23 protein-coding genes are annotated in these 26,986 nt (G+C 35.5%); 13 read left to right on the top strand and 10 right to left on the bottom strand.

What is annotated here, in order from left to right; translation table 11 throughout:
• The first annotated feature begins 100 nt into the window (after positions 1–100).
• Complete coding sequence (gene gpmI / locus EO244_RS16105; protein WP_129255716.1) at positions 101–1,627, top strand: 2,3-bisphosphoglycerate-independent phosphoglycerate mutase; 1,527 nt, start codon at positions 101–103, stop codon at positions 1,625–1,627.
• A gap of 207 nt (positions 1,628–1,834) precedes the next feature.
• Entirely contained in the window at positions 1,835–2,419 is a 585-nt protein-coding gene (locus EO244_RS16100; protein ID WP_129255715.1) for a DUF3109 family protein, read from the top strand.
• A 389-nt stretch (positions 2,420–2,808) separates the two neighbouring features.
• Here the strand turns inward: EO244_RS16100 and EO244_RS16095 are convergent, their stop codons facing one another.
• Positions 2,809–3,753, bottom strand: coding sequence for a hypothetical protein (locus EO244_RS16095; protein ID WP_129255714.1), 945 nt, complete (start codon positions 3,751–3,753; stop codon positions 2,809–2,811).
• A 484-nt stretch (positions 3,754–4,237) separates the two neighbouring features.
• Here EO244_RS16095 and EO244_RS16090 point away from each other — a divergent pair, with 484 nt between their 5' ends.
• The 6 genes from EO244_RS16090 to EO244_RS16065 all read left to right on the top strand — a co-directional run bounded on the left by EO244_RS16090 (position 4,238) and on the right by EO244_RS16065 (position 11,178).
• Positions 4,238–5,611 (top strand): dipeptidase, encoded by a 1,374-nt coding sequence (locus EO244_RS16090; protein WP_129255713.1) that lies wholly within the window; start codon positions 4,238–4,240, stop codon positions 5,609–5,611.
• Between the two features lie 442 nt (positions 5,612–6,053).
• A complete protein-coding gene (locus tag EO244_RS16085) occupies positions 6,054–6,845 on the top strand; it encodes a DUF4382 domain-containing protein (protein ID WP_164977524.1) in 792 nt (263 codons plus the stop codon).
• Positions 6,846–7,144: 299 nt separating this feature from the next.
• On the top strand, positions 7,145–8,038 hold the full coding sequence (gene era, locus EO244_RS16080; protein ID WP_129255711.1) for a GTPase Era: 894 nt from the start codon (positions 7,145–7,147) through the stop codon (positions 8,036–8,038).
• A 133-nt stretch (positions 8,039–8,171) separates the two neighbouring features.
• Positions 8,172–9,479: a ribosome biogenesis GTPase Der gene (gene der, locus EO244_RS16075; protein ID WP_129255710.1), complete on the top strand. Its 1,308-nt coding sequence runs from the start codon at positions 8,172–8,174 to the stop codon at positions 9,477–9,479.
• Between the two features lie 367 nt (positions 9,480–9,846).
• On the top strand, positions 9,847–10,575 hold the full coding sequence (locus EO244_RS16070) for a hypothetical protein (RefSeq protein ID WP_129255709.1): 729 nt from the start codon (positions 9,847–9,849) through the stop codon (positions 10,573–10,575).
• Between the two features lie 9 nt (positions 10,576–10,584).
• Positions 10,585–11,178 carry a response regulator transcription factor gene (locus EO244_RS16065; protein ID WP_129255708.1) on the top strand — a complete coding sequence of 198 codons (594 nt, stop codon included), beginning with the start codon at positions 10,585–10,587 and terminating at the stop codon, positions 11,176–11,178.
• 4 nt (positions 11,179–11,182) lie between these two features.
• On the opposite strand, the gene EO244_RS16060 is transcribed toward EO244_RS16065, so the two are convergent.
• On the bottom strand, positions 11,183–14,845 hold the full coding sequence (locus EO244_RS16060) for an ATP-binding protein (RefSeq protein ID WP_129255707.1): 3,663 nt from the start codon (positions 14,843–14,845) through the stop codon (positions 11,183–11,185).
• A 139-nt stretch (positions 14,846–14,984) separates the two neighbouring features.
• Positions 14,985–15,458 carry a 23S rRNA (pseudouridine(1915)-N(3))-methyltransferase RlmH gene (gene rlmH, locus EO244_RS16055; RefSeq protein WP_129255706.1) on the bottom strand — a complete coding sequence of 158 codons (474 nt, stop codon included), beginning with the start codon at positions 15,456–15,458 and terminating at the stop codon, positions 14,985–14,987.
• Positions 15,459–15,702: 244 nt separating this feature from the next.
• On the opposite strand from rlmH, the gene EO244_RS16050 reads away from it, so the two are divergent.
• On the top strand, positions 15,703–16,101 hold the full coding sequence (locus tag EO244_RS16050) for a DUF4783 domain-containing protein (RefSeq protein ID WP_129255705.1): 399 nt from the start codon (positions 15,703–15,705) through the stop codon (positions 16,099–16,101).
• A gap of 55 nt (positions 16,102–16,156) precedes the next feature.
• On the opposite strand, the gene EO244_RS16045 is transcribed toward EO244_RS16050, so the two are convergent.
• From EO244_RS16045 to EO244_RS16035, 3 genes are all read right to left on the bottom strand, one after another.
• Positions 16,157–16,858 (bottom strand): uracil-DNA glycosylase, encoded by a 702-nt coding sequence (locus EO244_RS16045; protein ID WP_129255704.1) that lies wholly within the window; start codon positions 16,856–16,858, stop codon positions 16,157–16,159.
• 240 nt (positions 16,859–17,098) lie between these two features.
• Positions 17,099–18,604, bottom strand: coding sequence for a glutamine synthetase family protein (locus tag EO244_RS16040; protein WP_129255703.1), 1,506 nt, complete (start codon positions 18,602–18,604; stop codon positions 17,099–17,101).
• Positions 18,605–19,181: 577 nt separating this feature from the next.
• Positions 19,182–20,147 (bottom strand): nucleoside recognition protein, encoded by a 966-nt coding sequence (locus EO244_RS16035; RefSeq protein WP_129255702.1) that lies wholly within the window; start codon positions 20,145–20,147, stop codon positions 19,182–19,184.
• Between the two features lie 155 nt (positions 20,148–20,302).
• Here EO244_RS16035 and EO244_RS16030 point away from each other — a divergent pair, with 155 nt between their 5' ends.
• The gene (locus EO244_RS16030) at positions 20,303–20,617 is read left to right on the top strand and encodes a panthothenate synthetase (protein WP_129255701.1); all 315 of its coding nucleotides are present in this window, start codon (positions 20,303–20,305) and stop codon (positions 20,615–20,617) included.
• A 64-nt stretch (positions 20,618–20,681) separates the two neighbouring features.
• On the opposite strand, the gene EO244_RS16025 is transcribed toward EO244_RS16030, so the two are convergent.
• From EO244_RS16025 to EO244_RS16015, 3 genes are all read right to left on the bottom strand, one after another.
• Positions 20,682–21,140, bottom strand: coding sequence for an aminoacyl-tRNA deacylase (locus EO244_RS16025; protein ID WP_129255700.1), 459 nt, complete (start codon positions 21,138–21,140; stop codon positions 20,682–20,684).
• 105 nt (positions 21,141–21,245) lie between these two features.
• Positions 21,246–21,626: a putative signal transducing protein gene (locus EO244_RS16020; protein ID WP_129255699.1), complete on the bottom strand. Its 381-nt coding sequence runs from the start codon at positions 21,624–21,626 to the stop codon at positions 21,246–21,248.
• A 95-nt stretch (positions 21,627–21,721) separates the two neighbouring features.
• Positions 21,722–22,168, bottom strand: coding sequence for a DUF2059 domain-containing protein (locus EO244_RS16015; protein ID WP_129255698.1), 447 nt, complete (start codon positions 22,166–22,168; stop codon positions 21,722–21,724).
• A gap of 184 nt (positions 22,169–22,352) precedes the next feature.
• On the opposite strand from EO244_RS16015, the gene EO244_RS16010 reads away from it, so the two are divergent.
• On the top strand, positions 22,353–22,934 hold the full coding sequence (locus EO244_RS16010; RefSeq protein WP_129255697.1) for a DUF2284 domain-containing protein: 582 nt from the start codon (positions 22,353–22,355) through the stop codon (positions 22,932–22,934).
• A 641-nt stretch (positions 22,935–23,575) separates the two neighbouring features.
• Here EO244_RS16010 and EO244_RS17155 read toward each other — a convergent pair.
• Positions 23,576–24,262 (bottom strand): response regulator transcription factor, encoded by a 687-nt coding sequence (locus EO244_RS17155; RefSeq protein ID WP_262707924.1) that lies wholly within the window; start codon positions 24,260–24,262, stop codon positions 23,576–23,578.
• Positions 24,263–24,488: 226 nt separating this feature from the next.
• Between EO244_RS17155 and EO244_RS15995 the strand changes: the two genes are divergently transcribed.
• Positions 24,489–26,117: a hypothetical protein gene (locus tag EO244_RS15995; RefSeq protein WP_129255695.1), complete on the top strand. Its 1,629-nt coding sequence runs from the start codon at positions 24,489–24,491 to the stop codon at positions 26,115–26,117.
• A gap of 295 nt (positions 26,118–26,412) precedes the next feature.
• Positions 26,413–26,986: helix-turn-helix domain-containing protein (locus EO244_RS15990; protein ID WP_164977523.1), on the top strand; the 574-nt coding region annotated here is incomplete at its 3' end.

Genomic DNA, 26,986 nt, shown 5'->3' with positions numbered 1-26,986 from the left:
AAATAAAGGTATTCAAGATAATAAGTTCTTTTATTATTGAGATTATTAAGGTAGTTTTGCAAGAAGAATATACAAATACAGAATAATCAAAATACGACAAATGGCTGATAATAAGAAAGCTTTATTGATGATCCTTGACGGATGGGGAATAGGGGATAAATCCAACTCGGATGTTATTTCAACAGTTGAAACACCATACATTGATAGTTTGTTAGCACAGTACCCAAACTCTCAGTTGCAGGCAGCAGGAAATTTTGTTGGTTTGCCTGAAGGTCAGATGGGGAACTCAGAAGTGGGGCATCTAAACATTGGTGCCGGACGTGTGGTATATCAAGATTTAGTGAAGATTAATCTTGCTGTAAAAAACAATACACTTAAAGATAACGAGCAGTTGATTAAGGCCTTTTCTACTGCTAAGAAAAATAATACAAAACTTCATCTTATCGGTTTGCTAGGTGATGGAGGTGTACACTCTTTAAGTTCACATGCTGTTGCTGTTTGTAAAGCGGCTAAGGCTTTTGGATTGGAAGATGTTTTTGTACACGGTCTGACAGATGGTCGTGACACAGATCCAAAATCGGGATTAGAATTTGTGAAAGATTTTATTGGCGAGATTGAAGGCTCTGCTAAATTGGCTTCATTGGTTGGTCGTTATTATGGTATGGATCGTGATAATAACTGGGAGCGAATTAAATTGGCTTACGATTTATATACCAAGGCTGAAGGTCAACCTGCAAATGATATGATTGCTGCGGTTGAAGCTTCTTATGCCGAAGGTGTAACGGATGAATTTATCAAGCCAATTGTAGCTGTGGATGCTGAGGGTAAGCCTTTGACAACAATAGAAGAGGGCGATGTGGTGATTTGTTTCAATTACCGTACCGACCGTTTACGTCAGATGACAACTGTTTTCTCACAAGAGAACAAAGCTGAGTTTGGTATGCATACCATGAATGTTGAGTGGTACACTATGACTTGCTACAATGCCAATTTCAAAGGCGTACATGTTATTTACGATAAAGAGAATGTACAGAATACACTGGGTGAAGTGGTATCTAAGGCTGGCAAAAAACAGATTCGTATTGCTGAAACAGAGAAGTTTGCTCACGTAACGTTCTTTTTCTCAGGTGGTCGTGAGGCTGAATTCGAAGGTGAAACCCGTTTGTTAACAGCTTCACCAAAGGTTGCGACCTACGATTTACAACCGGAAATGTCTGCTCCTGAAGTTGCCGATAAAATTACTGCCGAATTGAATGCGCAGTCAGCTGATTTTGTGTGTTTGAATTTTGCCAATGGCGATATGGTTGGACATACCGGCGTTTACGAAGCAATCTCAAAAGCGGTTCAAGCGGTTGATGCTTGCGTTAAACAAGTGGTTGAGGCTGCTAAGGCAAATGATTACGATGTGATTATTATTGCCGATCATGGGAATGCTGATTACGCTGTAAATCCTGATGGATCACCAAACACAGCTCACTCACTAAATCCGGTTCCATGTATTTGGGTGACAGAAAATCCAAAGAAATTGGAGAATGGTATTTTGGCTGATGTGGCTCCAACAATTATCGATATTATGGGACTTGAGCAGCCTGTTGAGATGACAGGTAAGTCGTTAATCGTAAAATAATTTTAGGATATTAGATGTGAGGCCTGAGAATCTGTATATCTCAAAATCAGGCTCAGGCTTTATGTCTAAAAATTCAGATCTTTATAAAAATACAAGAATCCGTATTATCTTTGCCGATAGTACGGATTCTTCCTTTAGGATGTGAGCCTGTTTAAACAAAGTGACTCATCTAAGAATTTGAGTCTTAAACTTTAAATATTTAATAACGTGTTACAGATAGGAAATGCCATAGTAAGTCTCGATGTGATTGAGAAGAAATTTATTTGCGATTTTGGAAAATGCAAAGGGGCATGCTGTGTTGAAGGAGATTCAGGAGCACCTTTGGAAGAGGATGAAAAAGCGATTCTTGATGAAATTTATCCTGTGATAAAAGAATACCTGACTGAAAAAGGAATAGAAGAAATCGAGAAGCAAGGAACTTCCGTTGTTGATGCTGATGGTGATTTGGTTACACCTATTATTAACGATAAAGAATGTGTCTACACCGTTTTTGAAAATGGATTAGCTTTGTGTGGTATCGAAAAAGCTTTTCTGGATGGTAAGATCAGCTATCGTAAGCCAATTTCGTGTTCACTTTACCCTATTCGAATTCAAAAATATCCTGAGTTTGATGCTGTAAACTATAACAAATGGAATATTTGTGCACCAGCGCGTGAGCTTGGATTTAAGATGGGAACACCCGTTTATAAATTCTTAAAAGATCCTCTGATTCGTAAGTACGGCGAAGACTGGTATAAAGAGTTGGAATACGCAGCCGAAAATTTAGAAGAAATATATCAGATAAGACGATAAATTTTTCGTTGGATTAAAAATATGAATAGCCGTAAGTTGGATTAATATCCGGTTTACGGCTATTTTGTTTTTATTTGATAATCGAATTATTAACTGATGAAGAAACTTCCAAAAATAATAATTGAGAGAATCGTTAAGATAATAAAAGACCAGCTTGAAATGTTTTTAAAGGTAAACGTCTTTATATAAACGGATCTCGCTGAAATGACTAAAAGAATTAGTGTTCCCAGTAAAAAGGGGATGGTCAATAATTCCTGAAATACGCCAATTATTGCAGCATTATAATTAAATACATAGCTATTTAGAAATAATAGAGTGAAATAAACCACACAGAGAATACTTAATCGAAATATTATAAAATCATTATTTATTTTATTCATAGTCATGTTTTAGAACTGAAATATTGCATCACTGACCTTATTATCTTGTAGTTCTGAGATTTCAATTGTTTCTTGTAATTGTGCGTCAGGTACACAGCCACTAAAACAGAACCATCTAGGGGTACATGTTATACACATTACATCATGAATATAACATATGGGATGTCCATAATAGCAAGGACCACTATAGTTTCCACAGCAACCATGCGCACTTCCACTTGGCCACCATGATTTAGTTCTACTATTCTCTTCCATAGCTGTAAGTTCTATTTTGTTCATTAAATCTTGAAGTGTGATTTTTTCTTCATCAAAACATCCTAAAACATCACTAAGTATACGTTCTCCAACTTCAGATGAAAAATTAGGGTTGTTATTTATAAATTTGATGAAATTTGGCACATTAATATCAATATCTTCATTAAATATAAATGATGTTTTGTTTAGCAAAAAACCTTGAGATACTGTTGAAATAAGTGGGAGTGTATTTTTCGAACTTTTAAAACTCGATGTAATTTTTCGTTTAGTTGTTTTTAACAGCGAGTAGTACATAATTAACCCCTGATTTTCGATCTTATTAATGTCAACTTTAGACATTGAATTAAGTTCGGAATTAATCGTTCTCATTACTAAGTATGATAATTTATCAATTGTTTGTAAAGAATATTTTTCAGAAAGTTTGATCGCATTCTCTGTGATGATATCAGCAATGAGATTTTCATTTGAGGGATCTATTTTCAAAGATTCATTAAAAAAAAATGATTTTGATCTATTTTCAATAGTCATATTCATGTTAAGTATATTGTTTTCTACATTAGCAATATATGAGATTTGGTTATTTTCTTCATTATGGCTTATTTTTATGGATTCATCATTTAGATGATCTTCATTTCGCATTTTATTGCAAGACAACAATATTACTACGAGTATTAAATAAACGAACAGTGTTTTTTTCATAATTATTCCATGGTTTAGTTAGATTATAAATTTATATATATTTTTTGTAAAATAAAAATTCGCCGTATTATGTTTTTTGTACACCAATGTTAAGTGTTAATATAGAGCCGGGTGAGTGATTTATTTTTTGTGTTATATTTATTCATTAAGTTTTATTAATATGAGTGTTGATTCTTGTTTTTATATCAGTGATAAAAGAGTTTTTTGTTTGTGAATGTACTCATGTAATATTGAGTGGAATATGTATAGAAAATAGAATATGATGCAATCAGAGATATCTTAAAGTTAAGCTATAAGATTGATAATGAAGGTTTGTGAATTAGCGAATCTAAACTATTTTGTTTTATAGATATAGAGTCAGTTTTTTTTGAAAATTTATTTGATAGTTGATAATTGTTAAAACTCACAGCCTGATTGTTAATTGAAAATGGGATTTGTATATTTACCACTCTAAAATTTAAACTCAATTTAAACACATATTTACATGGACAACATTAAAGGCTATATTGACGAGAATAAAGATAGATTTCTGGATGAATTATTTGGTTTGATTCGTATTCCATCGATCAGTTCGATTGAAGCAAACAAACCGGAAATGTATAAGGCTGCTGAATATTGGAAGCAACTGATGTTAGATGCCGGAGCTGATAAAGCTGAAGTTTTTGAAACTGAAGGCAACCCGGTGACTTATGGTGAGAAGATGATTGATCCTGCTCTACCAACCGTTTTGGTTTACGGACATATGGATGTGATGCCGGTAGATCCTATTGAATTATGGGATACAAATCCTTTCGAGCCAGTTGTGAAAAACGGAAAGATCTGGGCACGTGGTGCTGATGATGATAAAGGACAAGCTTTCATGCATGCTAAAGCTTTCGAATACATGGTTAAGACTAATAATCTACCTTGTAATGTAAAGTTTATGATTGAAGGTGAAGAAGAAGTAGGTTCACCTAATTTGCCTAAGTTCTGCGAAGAGCATAAAGACATGTTGAAGGCTGATATTATTTTGGTTTCAGATACAGGAATGATTGCTCCTGATAAGCCATCTATTACTACAGGACTTCGTGGTTTGATGTATTGGGAAGTTGAAGTAACCGGTCCTAATCGCGATCTTCACTCAGGATTGTTTGGTGGAGCTGTGGCCAACCCAATCAATGTATTGGCTAAGATGATCACAGAAATGGTTGACGAGAATGGACATATTACCATTCCTGGATTCTACGATGATGTGATTGAAGTAAGCAAAGAAGAGCGTGCTATGATGGCTGAAGCGCCATTTGATGTAGAAGAATATAAGAAAGCCATTGATGTGAAAGAATTGGCTGGTGAAAAAGGTTATACGCCTTCTGAACATACAGGAATTCGTCCATCATTTGACGTGTGCGGTATTTGGGGTGGTTACATAGGCGAAGGTGCTAAAACGGTATTGCCTTCAAAAGCTTATGCTAAAATCTCTACGCGTTTGGTTCCTAATCAGAATTGGGAGAAAATTTCAGTTCTTTTCAAAGATCATTTTGAGGCCATTGCTCCTGACTGCGTAAAAGTTGAGGTGACGCCTCTTCATGGTGGTCAAGGCTATGTTTGTCCGATTGATATTCCTGCTTATCAGGCAGCAGATAAGGCTTATACCGAGGTTTACGGTAAGCGTCCTGTACCTGTTCGTTCAGGAGGGTCTATTCCAATTATCTCTAGTTTCGAAGAGATTTTAGGTATTAAATCTGTATTGATGGGATTTGGTCTTGAGTCTGACGCAATTCACTCTCCAAACGAGAACTTCCCATTGGAACAATTCTTTAATGGAATCAATACCATTCCATTATTCTATAAGCACTATGCTGAATTGATGAAAAAATAAGTTTCAGAATATATAGTAAAAAGCACTCTCGATTAGGTTCGGGGGTGCTTTTTTTGTGCTTTAGGTAGCTTCTTATTTTAATAGATACTAAATAATGTTTTGATAAAAGTATAATTTTCTATTACGAACGAATAATTATTCATGATTTGAGAGAAAAAACAAATAAAATTTATTTTTTTTAAAAAGCGCTTATGTTAGCTTTGCTTACGTGGAGCGCGGATTAAAATTATACGATATAAAATTGATATGATGAATACATGTTTTATATTGTGTTAACAAACACCATTTTAGAGCTATTGTAGTGTTTCGAATAATTGGAGTGATTTTAAGATCTGCAGATTGCAACACGCTGATTATGTTTGATTTGGTTGGCGTATTGAGTTTGTTAAAAACAGTGAAATGTTGTATACTTGCTTCAGATACACTTAAAAAATATAAGGATATGAGAAAATTATTTCGAATGGTTGGCTACTGCTTGATGGCAGGTTTGATACTTTCATCTTGCGATAATGATGATAGTAAAATGGCTAAGATCAAAGTGAGCCTGGTGGATGCTCCTGCTGATTACGAGTCTGTTTTAGTTGATGTGCTTGATGTTAAGGTGAATACAGGCGAATGGCAGTCACTTGAAAATGTTGAAAAGAAGGTTTATGATTTATTGAAATTGACCAATGGAGAAGAAGCTTTACTTGGTGAGATTGAATTGCCTGAAGGCGAATTACAAGAAGTGAGATTGGTGTTAGGAGCGAACAATAAGCTTGGGGTAAATGGTGAAGAGCTGGATTTGGATACGCCTTCAGCAATGCAGAGTGGCCTTAAGATTAAAATCCATTCACAAATTGTAGCTGGAGTTACTTATAATTTAGTTTTGGATTTTGATGCAGCTAAATCTATCGTTAAAGCGGGTAATTCCGGGAAATATAACTTAAAGCCGGTTATTAGAGCTAAAATGGAAGCGATGACAGGTGCTATCAAAGGTGTTATTGATCCTGTAGAAACAGAATGTACTGTTTATGCTATTGTTGGAACCGATAGTATTTCAACTTATCCAAATGAAGCAGGAGAGTTTTTAATTCGTGCTTTAGAAGCAGATACTTATAAGGTTGTAGTTATCCCAACTCTTGAAAGCGGCTTGGGAGAAGTTGCTAAGGAGAATGTTGAGGTTGTAGTAGGAGAAATAACTGATGCAGGTACTTTTACTTTTGAAACTCCTGCTGAAACTGCGGCTTTTTAAAAGAATTTATTCATATCTTTTTATAAGGTAAGTCTGTGCCTTTATAAAAGAATATAAAAGCACTCTTGATTAGGTTCGAGGGTGCTTTTTGATATTCAAATCTTTCAATCAATTTATATTTGATAAAGGTCGCATGTCAAACACAATTAAATCAAAGACTTGTTCTTTCATTCCAACAAAATAGCTTATATTTGCAAATTCAAAATGTTTCGTGATTTTGGCTGTAAGATTTTGGTTTATTGTTGTTTATGAAAAACAATAAACCAAATTTCAAAATAACGAAACCTCATAATCACGATATGACAGAAAAAGTACCTCATAAATCAGGTTTTGTAAATATCATTGGAAATCCCAATGTTGGTAAATCAACCCTAATGAATAATTTGGTTGGAGAACGTATTTCGATTATTACGTCGAAATCGCAAACTACCCGCCACAGAATCAAAGGGATTGTAAATGGAGATGATTTCCAGATTGTATATTCAGATACACCCGGTGTATTAAAACCGAATTATAAGCTTCAGGAGTCGATGATGAAGTATTCAACTTCAGCTTTGGTTGATGCGGATATTATTCTGTATGTGACTGATGTGGTTGAAACGATTGACAAAAATGAAGACTTTTTAAAGAAAGTACAAGGTGCTACTGTTCCTGTTTTGTTGATTCTGAATAAAATTGATCTGACAGATCAAGCTAAGTTGCTTAAGCTATACGATCGATGGAAAGAGAAAATTCCTCAGGCAGAGATTTTCCCCATGTCCGCTAAGGAAAATTTCAATGTGGAAAATTTATTCAACCGTATTCTGGAATTGCTTCCTGAAGGACCTCCTTATTTCGCAAAGGATGAAGTGACAGACTTACCTTCTCGTTTTTTTGTAACAGAAATTATTCGAGAGAAAGTCCTGATAAATTACGATAAGGAAGTACCTTACAGTGTTGAGGTTGAGGTTGAGGAATATAAGGAAGAGCCAAAGATCATAAGGATTATGGCTGTTATAAATGTTGAGAGAACTTCGCAGAAGGGAATTATTATTGGGCATAAAGGTGCTGCTTTGAAAAAAGTAGGAACTGATGCCCGAAAAGATATTGAAGCATTTTTTGGTAAGAAAGTTTTCTTACAACTCTATGTAAAGGTTGCTAAAGATTGGAGAAGTAAAGATTCTCAGCTTAAGGGCTTTGGTTACCAGCAATAAGAGAATTAAATATAAGTATCCTTTAGGAGATGAGTGATAGAACAGTCTATGAGAGACGACGTATTCGCTCAGATAAATTTGAATGAAAATTCTTGAATTCTCTGTGGAAACAAGAATGATAAATAACTAAGAAATGGGCAATATAGTTGCAATTGTAGGTCGTCCAAATGTTGGAAAATCGACACTTTTTAATCGTTTGACAGGAACACGTAAGGCGATTGTGAATGAAACATCGGGTGTGACTCGTGATAGAAATTATGGTAAGGCTGATTGGAATGGAACTGAGTTTTCATTGATCGATACAGGTGGATTCTCAGTGAATTCAGATGATATCTTTGAAGATGAGATTCGTAAGCAAGTGATGTTGGCTATTGACGAGTCTGATGCAATTTTGTTTGTATTGGATGTTCAGCACGGTATCACAGATTTTGATGAGGCTGTCGCTAAGATTCTTCGCCGCTCTAAGAAAAAAGTTTATGTTGTAGCGAACAAGGCTGATAACAACGACTTGATTTATGCCGCCAATGAATTTTATTCACTGGGAATTGGTGATGTGATTTATCCAATTTCATCGGTTAATGGATCGGGAACGGGTGATATGCTTGATGCTGTTGTTGCTGATTTTATCGAGAAGCCGAAAGAAGAGGATATGGATCTGCCTCGTATAGCTTTTGTTGGTCGACCTAATGTAGGTAAATCTTCAACTGTAAATGCTTTATTGGGTGTTGATCGAAACATTGTAACCGATATTGCGGGTACGACTCGTGATTCAATTCATACACGTTTCCAGGGATTCGGACATGATTTTATCATGGTTGATACGGCTGGTGTTCGTAAGAAACCAAAGGTAAATGAAGATTTAGAGTTCTATTCAGTGATGCGTTCAATTCGTACGATTGAAAGTGCTGATGTTTGTGTTCTGATTTTGGATGCAACGCGTGGGGTTGAAGCTCAGGATTTGTCTATTTACGACTTAATAATTAAGAACCGTAAGGGCTGTGTTGTGATGGTAAATAAGTGGGATCTTTTGACCAAAGAAACCAATACTATGAAAGAGTTCGAGGCCGAGATTCGTAAGCGTTTGGCACCTTTCAATGATGTACCTATTATCTTTACTTCGGCGGTTGAGAAAGTTCGTTTGATCAAAGTTTTGGAATCTGCTATCACTGTGTATGAGAACCGTGTTCGTAAGATTAAAACATCAGAATTGAATAGGGTGATGCTTAAGGCTATTGAGAACTTTAGACCACCTGCAGTAAAAGGGAAATTTATTCAGATTAAGTATGTTGCTCAGTTACCAACATTTGCACCAAGTTTTGCATTTTACTGTAACTTGCCTCAGTATATTCGAGATTCATACAGACGTTATCTCGAGAATCAGATTCGTGATAACTGGGATTTTACGGGTGTACCGATTCAGATCTTTGTAAGAAAAAAATAATATTGATACAGGTAAGATATCCTGTTATTCAATACGATGCAAAACGTGTGTTTATTCCTAATGGGAATGAATACACGTTTTTTTATGCATTATTTATATAAATACCAACATATTGGTATTGCAGCATCATTTCTGTGCGACTATTTTTGTCATAACAAAACAAAGCCAAGAAAGCTGAGATCCAATGAAGATCAAGAAATCTTTTGCCATAATATTTCTTTTTTAGTGTTAATACTTCATTCGATTTCAGTTTTTCTATTTATACACGAGAGCTCTATTCAGACTTTTAGATCTGTTTTTGAGCTCTCGTCTTGCTATCTACAGAATAATGTGTAATTTAAATTATCAAACAATTAAAAAACATCATATGCGCATTACTAAGGATATGAAAATGGCGGATGTCATTCAAATGAATTACATGTTGATTCCTGTGATTTATCGTTTTGGAATCAACTTGGGTTTTGGAGATAAAACTGTAAAAGAGATTTGTGAAGAAACAGATGTTGATTTGAATTTCTTTTTGCAATTGGTTAATACCTATCACGATAAAGATTATTTTCCCAAAGAGGAATTACAATCGATACCTTCAAAAGACATTGTTGCTTATTTAAAAATGACTCACTCGAGCTATTTGAACGAAAAGCTTTCTGAAATTGAGGATTTGATAGAGTCTTTGCAGCATGCCGAAGCCGAAGATGAGAAATATATTTTACTAATTCGAAATTTCTTTGAGGGCTATAAAAATGAATTAACCGAGCATATTTTACACGAGGAGGAAGTCGTATTCCCTTATGTTTTGGCTGTTGAAGATATTTGTGCAAAGGGGTATATTTCTGATCAGAACAGGAAAATTTATGATTCTTTTTCTATTTCCAAATATCAGGATGCACATGATGATGTGGAGGAAAAGCTAATGGATTTGAAAACCATCATGATAAAATACCTGACGCCTCCTTTGAATACAAGTTTGTATCATAAAATCATTCAGTTACTTTTTATGTTGGAACAAGATTTGAATTACCATTCCCGAATTGAGGATAAAGTTCTTGTTCCCAAGATGATTTCGATGGAAAAGACGATTACTGAAATGATTTAACCTGAAGCTATGAATAATATTACAATTGTCGTTGCAGAAGCTTCATATCTGATTCAAAAAGGCCTGGAGGCTGTCCTTAAGAATCTTGGAGATAATCAAGTTGTTCAGAAGATGGATAAGGCTGAAGGTTTGTTTGAAAGCTTAAGCACCCTCAAACCCAATATACTGATTCTTAACCCAGATCTTTTTGAAGGAAATACGGAGTTGATTAAGAAATGTTGTGCCAAATTAAAGGCATGTAAGCTGGTGATTATTTCCAATAAAAAAGGAGATGAAGGGAAATATGATGAGGATGCTTTGCTGCACTATAATGATGGACAAAGCAAAATATTGGCTTGTTTAGAGGGGGTGAAAGATGAACTGGACAGAAAACAGAAAGTTGAGAGATCGGATGAGCCTATCAGTGCACGTGAAAAGAATATCTTAAAGCATATTGCTTTGGGGCTTACCAATAAAGAAATCGCCGATAAACTTTTTATCAGTATTCATACTGTGGTGACACATCGGAAAAATATCACCCAAAAATTGGGCATCAAATCCGTATCAGGCTTAACCGTTTATGCCATTTTAAATAATTTGATTGCGATGGATGAGGTCAAATAAAATATTAGGACTGAATCAGTTTGGGTATTTTGATGTAAAAACAACTTCCTTTGCCTAATTCTGATTCAACCCAAATTTCGCCACCTGCCTGAACCACACTGTTTTTAACAATGGCAAGACCTAGTCCCATTCCACTTGATTTTGTTGTGAAGTTCGGATAGAAAAGTCGCCCTTTAATTTTAGGATCAACACCTTTTCCTGTATCCGAAACCGAGCTAAGCCAATGATCTGGTTCTTCTTTCAATTCCAGGCTTATTTTTCCTTCCTGATCAACAGGAATTGATTCGATGGCATTATTTAAAAGGTTAACATAGATGCGAACAAATTGTTCCCGATCCAGACTTGCCATCGCTTTTTCAATTCCGTTTAGTTTGAGTTCAATTTCATGTGCATCATTTTTATATAGAGAAAGCACATGGATTAGGATATCTACCAGATTTAAATCTTCGGCTTTTGCTTCGGGCATTTTAGCAAAGTTTGAAAAAGCGGTGGCAATAGACGAAAGGGTATCTATCTGATGAATGAGTGTTTCGCTGACTTGTTTGAGATGCTTGCCCCAATCCGGAGATTGATCGTCGTAGCGACGCAATAGAAACTGAATGCTTAGTTTCATTGGAGTTAAAGGATTCTTAATTTCATGAGCGACCTGACGGGCCATCTCTCTCCATGCAGATTCCCGTTCAGATTGTGCCAGAAGTTCAGCTGATTGTTCCAAATCGAGCAGCATCTTGTTGTACACCTTAATCAAACTACCTATCTCATCATTTTTATTGTATTCAATTGCGGCACTGTGTGTTCCGAAACGTGTGCTTTGCAGTTTATTTTCGATGAGTCTTAAGGGTTGAGTGATTTTATTTGAGATAATCACAGAAACAAAAATGGCTATCAAAATCATAAACAAGTGCAGGTTAATACCTGTGAGAATCAAGTTAAACAACTCTGATTTCAGATCCTGACTTTTGATGAAGTAGGGTAAATTGATAAAAGCCAGTCGCTGATTGTTGGCATCAACCAAACTTTCATAAGCTGATAGGTATTCCATATGCCCAATCTTTTCTTTATGAATAAAATGGGTTCTTTCTTTATAGAATAACTGATAAAATGCTGAGAAGTTCATTTGTTGGCCTTGCAGCTTTTTCTCGAATATTTCGTGACGTGATGAGGCAATTAGTTTCCCATTAGTGTTGTAAAGATGTATGTCAGCAAAAATTAGATTTGATATCTGCTGTAACTTCCCGGTTATCACATTTTTATCGGCTTTGAATTCCAAATCCTGAATGATTTCTTGTTTGATAATCTGAAGTTTCTCACTCAGTTCTTTATTGTGTTTCTGGTTGAATTGTTCGATGTTGTAATAAATACTACCCCCTCCCAGCAGAATGAAGAAGAGCATTAAAACTGCGATAATGGAATATTGGATACGGTATTTAAAACTATATTTTAACCTCAATTGCCAGGGGAAACGTTCAATAAAACTAATGATGATGGTGAAAATGTAAAAAAGAATAAAGACGTAAGGTATGGTAATAAATTTCTTTAACCAGGTTATCTCAGGAGAGCTTAATACAATGGAACTCTCTCCAAAACGATAGATAAGATGAGAGTAATGATCGAGTTTTACCCAGGCATGGTTTTCTTTTGATTTACCAAAACCCGCATCGTTTAAGTAATAGTTGAATGTACCCGAAGAGGCAATGAGTTTTCCGTTTCGATATTTGCCATAGGAATAATCTTTACCAGTTGCCAGAACCTGAACTTTTTCATCAAGAAGAAGGTCGGGGTATCCCAAGCCTTGCGATCTGGATTTGGAATCGAGGCGAATATACAGCCGGTGGAGTTGAGCCTTTTCTGATTGAAATTCAAATATTCCAAGGTACGAGATCATACCATCGTATTCGTTTAGGTTGTAAAAGTTACTCCCAGCTATGATTTCTCCGTTTTTCAGAGTCATTTCTTCGAAAAAATCATAGCAGTTCCGAACCTGATTGTCTGGTTCAACATTTAACTCATCTTTTTCTCCACAAACAGTAATTTGTATATGGAATTGCTCCCAATAACCAATAAAGAAACGATTTTCAAGAAGGTTAATGATTTTATTCTCATTGATAATTGGACTTTTACAAAGTCGTTTTAAAAGGGTGTCTGATTTAATTTTCTTTTCAAGCTCGATGAGTAAGGTTTCAGAGGTAGGACTGTATTCAGAAGATAAGTTTAAGCTTTCGATGACACGAATCTGTTTATCTTTTTGTTCTGAAAAGGTATTTATTCTGTTGCTGATGAATATTGAAACGGCTAGTAGCAGACCTATAAAAAAAGTGTGTGAATAACTGAGCTTTGTATACCTTTCGATTAGAATTATAGCCAGTAGTAGTGTAAATTCGAATACAATACCCAATTGGTCGATGGGCATGCCTAATATTTTTTTCGAAAGCGTAAAAACGCCAAAGAAAATGATGATGGCTGCAAGTCTGAGAGGAAGGGATATTTTATCTTTAATACTTTTGTTGGTTAACTTACCCAGAAGGATGAGCCCGTAAAAAAGTTGTATTAGCACAATCAAACCAAATATGGAGTAGATCCAGTTGTTCTTAATCTCAAACATCTGGAAGGATAAACTCGAATCTAAAACCAGATTTTTGAATAAAATACTGATCGTTGCATATAAGAGTGAAAAGAATAACAGGTTGATAAATAAGAAAATATAACTAAAGACCTGAGCTTTGTTTCTAAGTAAAACCTGATGAGGAAAATACTTGGTGTAGGTATAAATGAAACTAAAGATAAAGAAGCTGTTTATGGCAAAATCGCCAAGAGAAGGGAAGTAGAATGAAGATGCAAAAAGCACTGGTGAGAACAGCTCCATACTCGAAAAAACACTGGGAATACCTCTGCTCAGCATGATATACCTTAGCCCAATCATTAATAAGCCAAAGACAAAAATACCAATGCTTCTAAACCAGATCTTCTTTTTAATTCGGATGATTTGTATGGCCAATAAAATTCCTAATAATAAACTTAGAAAGTAGAAATAAACGGCATTATTGTAATCTGCTTGGAATAGGAAATTATCTTTCTCTTTTTCAAGGCTGAAAAGAGCTTTCCCCTTTTTGTTCAGAATTGCATTGGGATCATTATCGTGAAAATGGATGATGTAAGAGTCTGATAAATCGAATGCCTTAGCGAAATGTTTTTTTAAGTATATATTTTCGTAGGCATATTTTTGTTGTATCAGAATAAGACCCAGAAATTGTTTGTTTTTATATTGGGTCTTCTTAATGTAGAACCAAGCGTTATCAATAAACTCAACCTTTGATTCAAACTTTTCGTGAATAATTGATAGAGGAAGGTTGATTGAATTGTTACTCCAATAGATAAGGCTGTCATTTTCGAGAGCAAATAATGAAAGTTCTTTTTCTTTGAGCAGATTCTCTTCTGTATTGATATTATCATTCTCAGGAATAAATTCATCTTGTTTGGACAAGGTTTCTGCTAAGTAGCTTGTGTATTCATCAAGCAAATTTTCCTTTTCAAGAAAAACTTTTTGAAAATGCTTGAGCTTTTTTTTCGCATTTTTCTCAGCATTTGCTTGTGAGTCGATTAGTATCCCGGTAATTAATGAAAGGGATAGAGCAACAAGCAAAAAAATGATGAATTTATTTTTTTTCAAGATTAAGGATATAAGTTACAACACAGTCGTTCAATAAAAATTGTTTCACAAGTATGATGCCAGTTGTATTGAAACATCAATATCTTAGTGGGGACAGATAAAAAATACAGCTCTTAAATTAGCATAATTTACTGAGATATCAAACGTGGTGGTAGGGCTCGTTGCGCAGAATTGTCATGGCTCTGTAAAGCTGCTCAGTAAAAATCATTCGAATCATTTGATGAGAGAAAGTCATTTTTGAAAGTGAAATTTTTCCTTGTGCCTGCTTGTAAACTTCAGGAGAAAAGCCATAGGGACCACCAATAACAAAAATGAGATTCTTAACACCACTTAGCATTTTTTGCTCAATATATTGTGAAAAGTCAGTGGATGAAAATTCTTTACCTCCTTCATCTAAAAGAATGAGCAAATCACCACTTTTTACCTGAGCTAAAATCAGTTCGCCTTCTTTTTGTTTTTGTTGCTGTTCTGAAAGATTCTTGGTGTTTTTGATATCAGGAATAATTTTCATCTCATAAGGCATATAGTGTATCAGTCTTTTCTGATATTCTTCTATTCCTTTTATTACAAAGTCTTTATCAGTTTTTCCAATGACAAGTAATGTGGTTTTCATATATATGGTGTTGTTTATTGAATCATTTTTTAACGCTTAAATTTAAACGTTGTCTTTTTTTAAATTGATCTGTAATTCTGTGACAAAGATAGCTTCAGTCTGTTTGAAATAAAATATAAAGGTGGTGTTAATCATGATAATATGGCGAAAAGGTAAATTTTTGGCACTTTCTTATTACCTTGCGATTTAAAATCAGCATGGTATTTGTTCTGATGAGTTTGAACTTACGATAAACATTCATTTTATGAGATTTTTTAAATACATACTGCTTGTCATTGCCATTCAGGTATTGAGTACTAATGTTTTTGCACAGCAAGAACAAGATTTACCCAAGGGATTGGTGACGTCATTTCAGCAAGGAAATAGCATTAGTCTGGCAAATTTCTTTAGCGATAGAATTGAATTGAAAATTCAAGATAAGGAAGCTATTTACAGTAGATCGCAAGCCAAACAGATTATGGCGAAGTTCTTTGAGAAGTACAAGCCTAAGAGTTTGAAAAAGAAGCATATTGGTGGAAAGCCTGATTCACCCTATTTCATTGGAACTTTGATGACGGATAATGGAAATTTTAGAACCACCTTTTTATTAAAAGGGAGTGGGAACAAAGCTTTAATTCACAGGCTTAGTATCGAGACTGAATAGTATCAACAAAGATAAAAATCAGGGGCTATTGATTATTCAATAGCCCCTGATTCATTTAAAAGTTTAAGCTTCTTTGTGCATTTTCGTGTTTCAGGTCCCAATCAATAGGTTCCAGACCTTGCTTTATTAAGTATTTATTGGCCTGACTAAATGGTTTACTGCCAAAAAAGCCACGATGTGCTGATAGGGGAGAGGGATGAGCAGACTTGATGATGTGATGCTTTTTAGAGTCAATTTGTTCTCCTTTTTTTTGTGCGTAGGATCCCCATAAAATAAAAACCAGTTTTTCTCTTTTTTCAGACAAGACTTTGATGGCAGCATCAGTGAATTCTTCCCAACCTTTTTTCTGATGTGATCCTGCCTCATTGGCTCTGACAGTTAGCGTTGCATTAATCAGAAGAACACCTTGTTTGGCCCAATCGTCTAGGTTTCCTTTGCTCGATATCGGAATGTTCAGGTCCTGATTCATTTCCTTGTAGATGTTTCGCAAGCTGGGCGGGAACCTCATTTCATCATTTACTGAAAATGCTAAGCCGTTAGCCTGATTAGGTCCGTGATAAGGATCCTGACCTAAAATAACGACTTTGATATGATTGAAAGGGCAGGAGTTGAAGGCTCTGAATATGAGATTTTGTGGTGGATAGATCTCATTGTTTTGATATTCATCATCAACAAAACGTTCCAACTTCTTGAAATAGGGTTTTTCAAATTCGCTTTCCAGTTGTGCTTTCCAGCCTTCGCTAATATTTTTATCCATTGTTTCTTTGGTTTTATGCGAAGATACGATTAATTGATGAGATGATTTGATGGTGTGGAGATATGAGGATTGGTCTTCAATAAATTATTTGCACCATCTTTTGTATCAGCTGCAATTTGATATATTTTGAATTTATTCCAATAAAGAAAGGGATTTCAGCCAATGGCTAAAACCCCTTTTTGATTGTTAGTAGGTGTTCATATTTTGAACGGTTTTCTTTTTCAAGAATATTATAATGGATTACATACAGTGAATGTATTTATCCACTATGGCCATGATTTCCTGGTGATGACCTAAAATACGATCGTTAAGACCATTGTCATTATATGCCTTAAGACTAGAAGCAACGGCATCGATACTTCCTGCAGGGAAGATATTGTTGTTTTCAAAAATTTCACGTTTTGCCAATAGAATGTCGGCACTTTCATAACAACAAGTTGGTAATTGCTCTAGTTTCTCAAGTTTTTCTGCGAAGTTAGAACTGAAAATATCCATATCAGCATATAAAGCTTCAGCTTTTTCCAAAGAGTCTTCATTCTCTAAACCGTGTTGTACTGCTACAATTAAACCTGCAACCAGCATGTAGATATCTGCTGACCCATCAGGTACTCGGAATTCGAAAGTCTGTTTGCTTGAGAAGTCGCGCGTATCGGCTTGTTGCTGAGGGTTTACTTCTTTAACCATATCTTTAGATCCTAGCCATCCAAGAGGTACACGTACCAATACAGAACGGTTACGATCACCCCAACATACGTAGGTTGGTGCTTCCTGATGAGGAACCAAACGCAGGTATGAAGTTGGGATTGTATTACCAAATGCTGTTAAAGGACCAGCAAGATCCATAATACCAGCAATCCCTTTCTTAGCAATATCACTAAGTTTACCATTTTCAACACAAAGGTTTTTGCCATCTTTTTCAAGCATCATGTGTATATGAAGACCTGATCCGGCTTTACCTACTGTAATTTTTGGAGCCCAGCTGACCAATGCACCTTCTCGGGCTGCCAACATACGCACGATCCACTTACCAATTAATAATTGATCAACCGCATCTTCAGCTTCAACTGGGGTAAATTCAATTTCGTGTTGTTCGTAACCATCCTCGCGAAGAATAAAGTTACCAACCTCTGAATGACCATATTTGATTTTACCACCACACTGTGCAATGAGTACCATTGCCTCGCGACGTAAGTTTTCCCACTGCGTGAAAGGTTGTGAATCGTGGTAACCTTTTTGATCTTGACCAAGATACATTTCAGCTTTAGCACTTTTAATATAGTATTCCAACTCTCCCATAGCTTTGAAAGTCATGCCTGTTTTTTCTTTAAAACAGTTGTGAGCTTTTTTTAGAATATATTCAGGAGCACTCTCCAAAGGCTCGCCTTGAGCGGTATAGAACGAACAAAGAATGTCTAATGTTGGAACTTCAGAGAATGGGTTAACGAAAGCTGTTTTAAAACGAGGAATCACGTAAAGGTCACTCGATCCTGCTTCGATAAATGGGAACAAGCTTGATCCGTCAACACGTTCACCAGTACTTAAGATATTGTCAAGGTGGTTACGGTCAGTTATAATAAAGTTTAATGTTTTTAATTTACCATCGTTGGCAACGTAACGGAAGTTGATCATCTGAATGCCATTCTCTTCGATATATCGAATTAAATCTTCTTTGGTGAATTCATTAGGCATTTTCTGTAAGTACTGAACCAATTTGTTTGGGTTCAAAGCAACTGAAGCATTTGTCATGACGTGATTATTTATTTAATGTTTGTGTTTTAAGATTTGTCTGATGCAGGCAATTTTCAATAATGACCCATTAAATAATAGGTGTGATTTATAACGATTGCATGTTTGCATCTCAGTCTTGTTTTCAATTGCTAAAATAGAAGAGATCCTCCCTGCTTTCCAAGCAGAATTACGGATTTCGGTAATAAAGGATAATCATCCTGTAAGCCCCTATTTTATTGAGCTTGTATTGGTTTTATGACTACTTGATGATAGGCTGATTTACTGTTGTACAGCATCATGTTATAAGGTGATTTCTTCCTAAAAAAAAGAATTTTTCGGATTGCCCCCCTTCTTAATGGCAGTGAAGTGTGAAAGTAGGACTATTGGCAGCTTATATCCCTATTGGATATAAGGTGATCTTCCGTCTTTGTGTATTTTTCACTAAAAACACCCTTGTTTTGATCAACCCCCATGCAAAACGTCATTTTTTGTGAGTTAATGAGATGAAAGTGCACGATTTTATTCAAAAACATGTCTAAATAAAAACAGACCCCATTATTTTTAAGTTTTATTCAATTAGTGAGATTTAATACTGTTAAATATGGGTGTTTTGGTAGGCTACTTTTACTACTTTATGTTTTTTTTCCTTTAAAGCATTCTCAATTCTTCTCAGCCAAACTACGATAATAGCAAATAAAACGCGAGGAATAATTAAAACGGGAATAGAGTAACCTAATGTGACAAAGAGTAAAGGATCCTCCAATTGAGAATGAGAGATGGACAGGTGATGATTCAAGAGATCACATTCTTTTCGACTAAGCTGGCCTTCTTCAACTTTTTGAAGCATGACAGCTGACCCGTAAGCTAAACCAATGGTATTGCCTACCGCCCATAAAAATGACGCATTGGGAGGAAGCCCCATTAGTTGCATTAGAGGAGTCAAAGGTTTGATTAAGTATTTAAGAATACCGAATTCTTCCAGACAGCGCTGTACAATTAACAGAGCATTAACCAGGATGATAATTTTTAAGAGTGTTGTTCCGATTTGGGGCAGCCATGCTAATAGAGCTTTGCTTAGTTCGGTATATTGTGTTTGATAAACATAGGCCCCCTCCGAAGCCTGGCCTGGTAGTATCATGTTGAGTATGGCCCCGACTATAAAGCTCGAAGTGAGACGAAGAATTAACATGCGCCAAGCCGATGAACCTGTTTTCTTCAGGATAGCTGTTTCGATAAGGAAACCGTGGGATATGAGACACATGACAGCCAGAATGCTACCATCTCGAACGGGTAGAGCCAGAGTGGTGAGTACTGCGACAACCGAATAGATATTGGTGAAAATGCTGGTGATTAAAACAATGGCAGCAACGCCTGGCAGACCAATCAACTGGAAAATGGGACTGGTGTACTCAGCCATTATAACCAATAATCCAAAATAGTCCAACAAGAGCACAGCGAGTGAGACGGGCAGTGTGAGTTTGATGAGCCATAATGAGGTTTTTAAACCTGATGGCAAAGCCTGTTTTACACACATTAGTAATCTGTTGTTGAAATCTTTCATGAGATTCGGTTTGCAAGTTTTAAGCTGCAAATCTAAAAAAGAATTCGGAGATTTGATGTGCTCGATTTTATTGGGCCTTAATTTTGAGAGATTTATGATTGATCTTGACTGCTTTATTTTGTACCTTAATGTCTTATAAATTAAAATTGATAGTCATGAAGATGTTAGTTAATGTCATGTTTCCGGTTGAACCCTTCAATTCAATGGTTCGAAATGGTAAAGCTGGTGATTTAATCGGGCGTATTCTTGAAGAGATCAAGCCGGAAAGTATTTATTTTACAGAACAAGACGGCAACCGTGGAGCTGTTATGATTGCAGAGGTTTCTGATGCATCTGCAATCCCATCTATTGCAGAACCTTGGTTTTTAAACTTTGAAGCTTTCTGTGAATTTAGAATTGCCATGTCGCCTGATGATTTGATGAAGGCGAATCTTTCTATGCTGGGTAAAAAGTGGAATGAAAACCATTAGGAGGTAAAGAAAAGATGAATGAAGAGAATCACGTCATATCATATGAAGTGATTTTTTTTGCAAATTATTTTACAAGATCAGCCGTTTCAGCTCCAATAAGCTGTATTAAATCTGTGGGTTTAAGTTTAACTCTAAACTTTACCTTCCCACCACTTACAATGACTTGTTCCATAAAGCTTGAACCAAGTTCGAGGAAGGTTTTGTACGATTTTTTCATACCGATAGGCGAGCAGCCTCCTTTAATGTAGCCCGTATTGGGCAATAGTTCTTTTTCAGGAAGCATCATAATTTTTTTCTCCCGGGCAGCACTTGCAGCCTTTTTAAGATCCAACTCGTTTGAAAGGGGAATAATAAAGACATATAATTCGTTGCTCACACCACGGGCAACCAGTGTTTTGTGAATGAGTGTGGTATCTGCATCGGGAGTATCCGAATTTCCCAAACCTGAAGAATCTTTAGCCTCGTACTTGATTTTGTTTTTATCCAGAATACGCAGTGCGTTTGTTTTAATTGTTTTGGCCATAATCGTTTGTTTCAATCGATGAGGCGAAGTTAGGAAATTGAAATTATTCCATGCAAAGACAGTTGAGCTTTTCGTGATGTTTCAAAGAGCCTGTGATTGCTGATATTAAAATTCAGTTTTACAATCTTGACACTTGTACACACTTTTTAGATTGTTGAATGGTGTTACAATAAAGAGTGAGAAGAGAATGATAAAGATCTTTTTGATTTTATTTTTGCCCAGACTGAATTTTATTTTTGTCGATTGGCAATTGGGGCAAATGCATTCTTGTTTAGTATTCAGTTCTAAAATTTCACTTGCTTTATTATAATCCAAATCGCTAATCATGATTTGGATGCCGGAATTCATGATGCGATTATAATGTGGCATCAAATTCGCGAAATTTTCATTGGTAATAAAAGCTTCGATGCCTTCATTTTTTAGGCGACCTTTGATGAGGTTAGCTTCAACAGCAGAGTCGCATGTCATTAATCGAACGATACTCATGGTTTTAAGTTTAGATAGTAAGGCGTGATTTGTAACGGAAAAATGCTGCAAAGTAATGAAACGATGCAGCAATCTATACAGAGGCTAGGTATAAATTAATAGCCCTTTTCTTTCATTTTGGCAGCAAAGTTTTGACCAATTTTCATGCCCCATTGTTGCCCCACTTGCATGGCTTCGCGGGTGAGTAGTGGTGTTTTCTCGGCAAATTTTTTCCCGATTGGTGTTTTGTAAAATTTGATAAGCTCTTGCAAATCTTTTTGAGTGAGATGTTTCTGATAAGCAGGGGCTAGCATCACCACAAGTTCATCCATTGACGATTTTAAAAACTCAGACTCCAAACCGTTCCAAATTTCTGCAGATACTTGAGGGTATTGACCTTTGTAGGCTGCCAGCATTTGGTTGATGGCTACTTTAAATGTTTCTTCTGAGCCTGATACCTGAAACATTTCGGACAGGGTGTTTTCATAAACCTTATCATTTTGTGCAAACGAAGTAAAAGTGAATAGTACAAAGAATGCTAAAATTGAGAGTGTTTTTTTCATTTAGTTTATATTGGTTTGTTTTTAACGTGTATTTTATGTGTGGTTAATTGATCATAAATATAATGTTTAAAGATGGGAAACAAAGGAGTTAAATAAAAATTTTAGTTTTAAGATTTCAAATGCAGGCTGTCTGGGTTTATTTGTGAATCGCTACTTTTGCTATTCAGCAAATTAATAAAACAGGATGGTTAAGACGATTTCAAATTACAGTTTGCATATTTCCGAAAATTCCATTCAGGAAGTATTCCAATATTATTTTCCTGATGAGATATTAGGTTATTGCAGTAAGTGTCCAAACTTTGGTGCTTTTTGGTCGTGTCCGCCTCACGATTTTGATATGGCTGAATATTTGAATCGGTACAAATTTGTGAATGTTATCGGAATCAAGCTTTCTTTAGATAAGAATCTGGGTTTTGATAAATCTCTTGAGGCTTATCATGCACAGAAGAAACGCTTCAATCAGAGTTTGTTGTTAATTGAGTCTGATTTTCCGGATTGTGAAATTTTAATTTCGGGGCATTGCTGGCATTGTAAATCATGCTCCAGAGATAAAGGAAACCCGTGTAATTTTCCGGATAAAAAAAGACATTCTTTGGAATCTTTTGGGATAAAAATATCGGAAATTATAAAAGATAAATTCAACGATTCATTGCAGTGGAAGAAAGGGGAGATGCCTGAAAGTTTGTATATCGTTCAGGCTATTTTATCTGATCAGAGAATTGATAAGGGTAAATTGCAGCAGAGACTAGTTAAGGCTTTCGGGTAATTCATTCATCAAATAATTCAGGCAATGGACCCGGTTTTTTTGTAAATTGGCTGGATAGCTGGATATAATGAATAACTCTAACCGACCAATTGTATATCCGAAGTGTAGATGTAAAGAGGGGCTAGAATCAGACTGGGAACACTTAAACGAAACATGTATCGGCATCCGACCTGTTATAAGGAAAAGTTTTGGCATTATTCTATTGATTTTAGCCATGACTAGTCTTTACGAAGCTCTTTCAACGATTATCTATATTGACGATGAATTATTTTTCTGGGGCATGTCTGTCTCGGCCTTTATTTTTGCGGGCCTGTCTTACTACCTTTTAAGAATTTGTTCGATTAAGGAGATGACCATCCGTTGTAAAAATTGCGGTTTTGAAACCACGATTAATTTTAAGGATAAGTGAAAAAATAATGTTTTTGTTATTCTTCAAAATTTAAGGGGCTTTAGTTTCTTTTGATTTCTCTTGACTTGTTTTTGAATTAGATTTTTTCGGAATAACACAATTTCCTTGTAGTTCTAATTTCAAACAGAGATGTTAACGTATAAAAAAATCCAATTATAGAGTTAAAGCTTTTTTACCCAAAGAGGTGCAGAGTTAAGATAAAGTTTTAAACCTGAATTAGGCATCATTTGTACTATTTGTGTTTGCCATTACAAAAAAACCTGCAGTTGGGGCATAAAGGAATATTGTTTTCTTTTAATATGTTTTTATTACAGGCATATCTCATTAACTGTATCTCATTTTTATCACCACATTTCTGACGAATGTTTTTGAGGTGTGTTCTAACAGTTGTCTGACTAATGTTCAATTTTTCTGCAATTTCCGAATTGTGTTTTGTGGTATATAGCAATGACAGAACTTCTTTTTCCCGTGAAGAGAGATCTATTTTGAAGTCATTCTCGTGATTATCTTCTAAAAGGATTGGAATTAATTGAGAGCATAAATATTTTCGACCTTCAAAGATTTCATGAATTGCTAAAACTAATTTTTTTGAAGAGCAAGTTCTTAACAGATACCCATCAACGGCTTTAATTAAGGGGCATAAGAGTTCACTGGTGATCATACCTGATATAATAAGCAAATTCACACTCGGTAGCGATTTATGTAAGTGGCTTATGTATGTAATATTCTCTTTGGTTATGTCTGAAAATTCGATGATTAACAAATCTATTTCGGTCGATTTTATTTTAGTAAGAATATCAGTGTTATTTTCTATTAAATTAGAAATATGAAATTGTTGTTGATCAGATAATATAGCTTTATAACCTTCAGCGACTAAAAGCTGATCATAGCAGATTGATATGTTGGTTGGTTTTATCATCCTTATGATGTTACCTTTTCAAGGTACACGTTAAATTTCTAATATTATTGTTTTTTTTTACCATCTGTTTAGATTCAGTTGTGAATCTGTTGATTTGTAGTGATCAGAATACTCGAAGGAAATGCACAAAATGAGGATTGTTTGAAAAATGAACTATATCTAACTTTAATGTACCTAGTTACACGTTATTCTGTAGTTCATAATAAACAATTAAAACTGATATGCTATGAAAAAACGTTTAATTTCATTCTATGTTTTACTATTCATCATCGGGATAGTTTTCACACCTGCTTGCCAGGATGATTCTATCGATATTGAAGAGAATGTTGAGACTATAAGTCATGAACTGAAAAGAGGTGGTAAGCAGGCCGATGTCGATCAAGCTGATCTGTATGGTGATTTATGGCAAATGGAACGCGATAATCGGGGTGTCCCAATTCTGTATGAATTGAAATATCGTACCGATTATCAGGATAATTTGATTGAAGGGGTAATTGATGTTGTGAATCCCCGACTTAATTCTTCTTTCCCCCTGGAGGTTCTAGTTCGTGACGATGAAGGATATGTTGTTTATCAATCATCTCCAATTCCTGATGATGACCCGGTTCCAGTGACTGAATTGATAACTGTTGAACCTGTAGATGGTTTTGTTGTAGGAGATGAGAATGTTATCGCACTTTATGATGCTGAAGGGGAAATATTACCTGAAGTTGCAGCTTATATTGTACCTATTGAATTTGGTCGTTTGGATATTATTCGATCACCAACTGCTGTTATCGAAAAACGGCTGGCTGAGGTTATCAAGAATTTTGGAGATGGTACAGTTGCTAATGTGACTCGCGATTTTTGCGGTCGTATTATGATGTTCCGAACTGATGCTGCTATAGCTCTGGGGGAAGAAGATAAACCGATTGATTCACCTCTTGAGAACTTGGCTATTTATAAGGAACTTTTGCTGCATGGTTTTACGAAATCAGCAGAGGATAATGGTTTGAAATTCCTAATCGAGGAGGAATTGGGTTTGGGTGGTTTCAATTTTCAATTTAGATTTGATCACGATTGGGATGCAGGAGCACAGCCCTATTCCTACCTGTCGGTTTATGGAGATGAATGTCAACTGCTCATGAATTTGGCAGCAGCTTGTATTTCTGCTGGATCTGATAAATCAAATACACTGAATATTGATGAGATCGTTTTTGTTAATTTATTTATGGGAATTCCGGAAGTTATCGGAACGGGAATTGATATGCCTGCCTCACAGGTTAATTGCTTTTTGCCTACGGTAGAACAGGAGATTCGAATGATGGACAAAACAGATAAGCATCAATATTCAAGATATAGATATTACGTAGATTATTCCAGTTTTGAGTATGATAGAAGAAAATTTCAGGAAACTCTTTTGGATTATGTCAGCATTGTTGGAGATTACGATCCGGATACTGGAGATTTAATCGGTTCACACATAGAAGTTCTTAAGGATAATATGATTTTGCACAATATCTTAATGGGACTTGAACCATTAACTCAGGATGCAATTGATATATACAGGTATACTGATAAGGAAGACCAGCTTACAACCGGAGCGCTTGGATTTGCATGTCAGGCTGATGATTATGTGCAGGCTCTTGAAGTTGTACACAATAACGAAGAGTTTTTGGTTTGGGAAAAATTAACGCCTACCTGGGTATATAATATGCCTATTACCTGGGGAAGTTTCTCTCCTTTTCATTTTGTGCCTGAGGAAGCAACTCACGGTAACAAACCAGATGGGAAAGGTGATGACACAGTTTCTGATGACGATGATGGAGGTTCAACAGGTGGAGGAAAAGGTCGAGGTGGAAATGGAAGAATATAAGAATGAAATTCTATATTTCTTGTATAACTAGATCCTAATTGACTGTCTTTTAGTGTTAAATAATGGATCTCATATACTAAATCTCACTTGTTAGAAGAAAGAGGGTGTCTGAAATAAGACACTCTTTCTTTTAAGTGAAAAATCGCTTAGATAAGTCGGTTTTTTAAATCTTTTTTTGATTCTGTATATATTACGACCTTAAATAAATCTGTTTAAAAAAAACTAGTAGAAATAAGATTAATTCCTTATCTGATTTAAATGCCTTAAATTTAATACTATAATTAAGTCTTTTCTCATGCGTAACTTACTACTCAATAGTGATAATCTGCATACGGAGACCATTTATATTAAAAATATGGTTTGTAATTGTTGTGTGCGAGTTTTAAGCAGGGTTTTTGAGGAGAATGGTATCCGTATTGATCAAGTCAAAATTGGAATGGCAACTATTAGTTACAATCCGGAGCAAGTAGGTTTAGAAAAAATCAATAAGATTCTTCAGGACAATGGAATGGAGATAATAGTTGGTTATGAACAGCAAATAGTAGAGCAGATCAAAACCGCTGTAATTGAATTGATTCATCAGATGAATAATGTGGATTCAATTGTGCAGAAGTCAGAATATTTAGTCGGTAAATTAGGGCTTAGTTATCAGCAATTATCTAAAATGTTTTCCAAACACGAAGCCATTACGCTTGAGCGATATATTATTCTCAATAAGATTGAACGTATAAAAGAATTGGTTGATCAGGATGAGTTGACCCTTAGCGAAATTGCTTATCTGATGGATTATAGTAGTGTGCAGTATCTTTCTGCACAGTTTCATAAGATGACTGGAGAGTCTGTATCCGAATATAAAAAAAGTAGGCTGA

The sequence above is a fragment of the Ancylomarina salipaludis genome (genome assembly GCF_004122035.1).
Lineage (GTDB): Bacteria > Bacteroidota > Bacteroidia > Bacteroidales > Marinifilaceae > Ancylomarina > Ancylomarina salipaludis.
This window is presented reverse-complemented; position numbering and strand designations above follow the sequence as displayed.

What these genes read in the sequence shown, in the direction of transcription:
- EO244_RS16090 (WP_129255713.1), top strand. Translation starts at nt 4,238, where the DNA reads ATGGACAACATTAAAGGCTATATTGACGAGAATAAAGATAGATTTCTG.
- EO244_RS16065 (WP_129255708.1), top strand. Translation starts at nt 10,585, where the DNA reads ATGAATAATATTACAATTGTCGTTGCAGAAGCTTCATATCTGATTCAA.
- era (WP_129255711.1), top strand. Translation starts at nt 7,145, where the DNA reads ATGACAGAAAAAGTACCTCATAAATCAGGTTTTGTAAATATCATTGGA.
- EO244_RS16035 (WP_129255702.1), bottom strand. Translation starts at nt 20,147, where the DNA reads ATGAAAGATTTCAACAACAGATTACTAATGTGTGTAAAACAGGCTTTG.
- EO244_RS16045 (WP_129255704.1), bottom strand. Translation starts at nt 16,858, where the DNA reads ATGGATAAAAATATTAGCGAAGGCTGGAAAGCACAACTGGAAAGCGAA.
- EO244_RS16020 (WP_129255699.1), bottom strand. Translation starts at nt 21,626, where the DNA reads ATGAGTATCGTTCGATTAATGACATGCGACTCTGCTGTTGAAGCTAAC.
- EO244_RS16025 (WP_129255700.1), bottom strand. Translation starts at nt 21,140, where the DNA reads ATGGCCAAAACAATTAAAACAAACGCACTGCGTATTCTGGATAAAAAC.
- EO244_RS16095 (WP_129255714.1), bottom strand. Translation starts at nt 3,753, where the DNA reads ATGAAAAAAACACTGTTCGTTTATTTAATACTCGTAGTAATATTGTTG.
- EO244_RS16040 (WP_129255703.1), bottom strand. Translation starts at nt 18,604, where the DNA reads ATGACAAATGCTTCAGTTGCTTTGAACCCAAACAAATTGGTTCAGTAC.
- EO244_RS16050 (WP_129255705.1), top strand. Translation starts at nt 15,703, where the DNA reads ATGAGATTTTTTAAATACATACTGCTTGTCATTGCCATTCAGGTATTG.
- EO244_RS16015 (WP_129255698.1), bottom strand. Translation starts at nt 22,168, where the DNA reads ATGAAAAAAACACTCTCAATTTTAGCATTCTTTGTACTATTCACTTTT.
- EO244_RS16010 (WP_129255697.1), top strand. Translation starts at nt 22,353, where the DNA reads ATGGTTAAGACGATTTCAAATTACAGTTTGCATATTTCCGAAAATTCC.
- gpmI (WP_129255716.1), top strand. Translation starts at nt 101, where the DNA reads ATGGCTGATAATAAGAAAGCTTTATTGATGATCCTTGACGGATGGGGA.
- EO244_RS16085 (WP_164977524.1), top strand. Translation starts at nt 6,054, where the DNA reads ATGAGAAAATTATTTCGAATGGTTGGCTACTGCTTGATGGCAGGTTTG.
- EO244_RS15995 (WP_129255695.1), top strand. Translation starts at nt 24,489, where the DNA reads ATGAAAAAACGTTTAATTTCATTCTATGTTTTACTATTCATCATCGGG.
- der (WP_129255710.1), top strand. Translation starts at nt 8,172, where the DNA reads ATGGGCAATATAGTTGCAATTGTAGGTCGTCCAAATGTTGGAAAATCG.
- EO244_RS16030 (WP_129255701.1), top strand. Translation starts at nt 20,303, where the DNA reads ATGAAGATGTTAGTTAATGTCATGTTTCCGGTTGAACCCTTCAATTCA.
- EO244_RS16070 (WP_129255709.1), top strand. Translation starts at nt 9,847, where the DNA reads ATGCGCATTACTAAGGATATGAAAATGGCGGATGTCATTCAAATGAAT.
- rlmH (WP_129255706.1), bottom strand. Translation starts at nt 15,458, where the DNA reads ATGAAAACCACATTACTTGTCATTGGAAAAACTGATAAAGACTTTGTA.
- EO244_RS17155 (WP_262707924.1), bottom strand. Translation starts at nt 24,262, where the DNA reads ATGATAAAACCAACCAACATATCAATCTGCTATGATCAGCTTTTAGTC.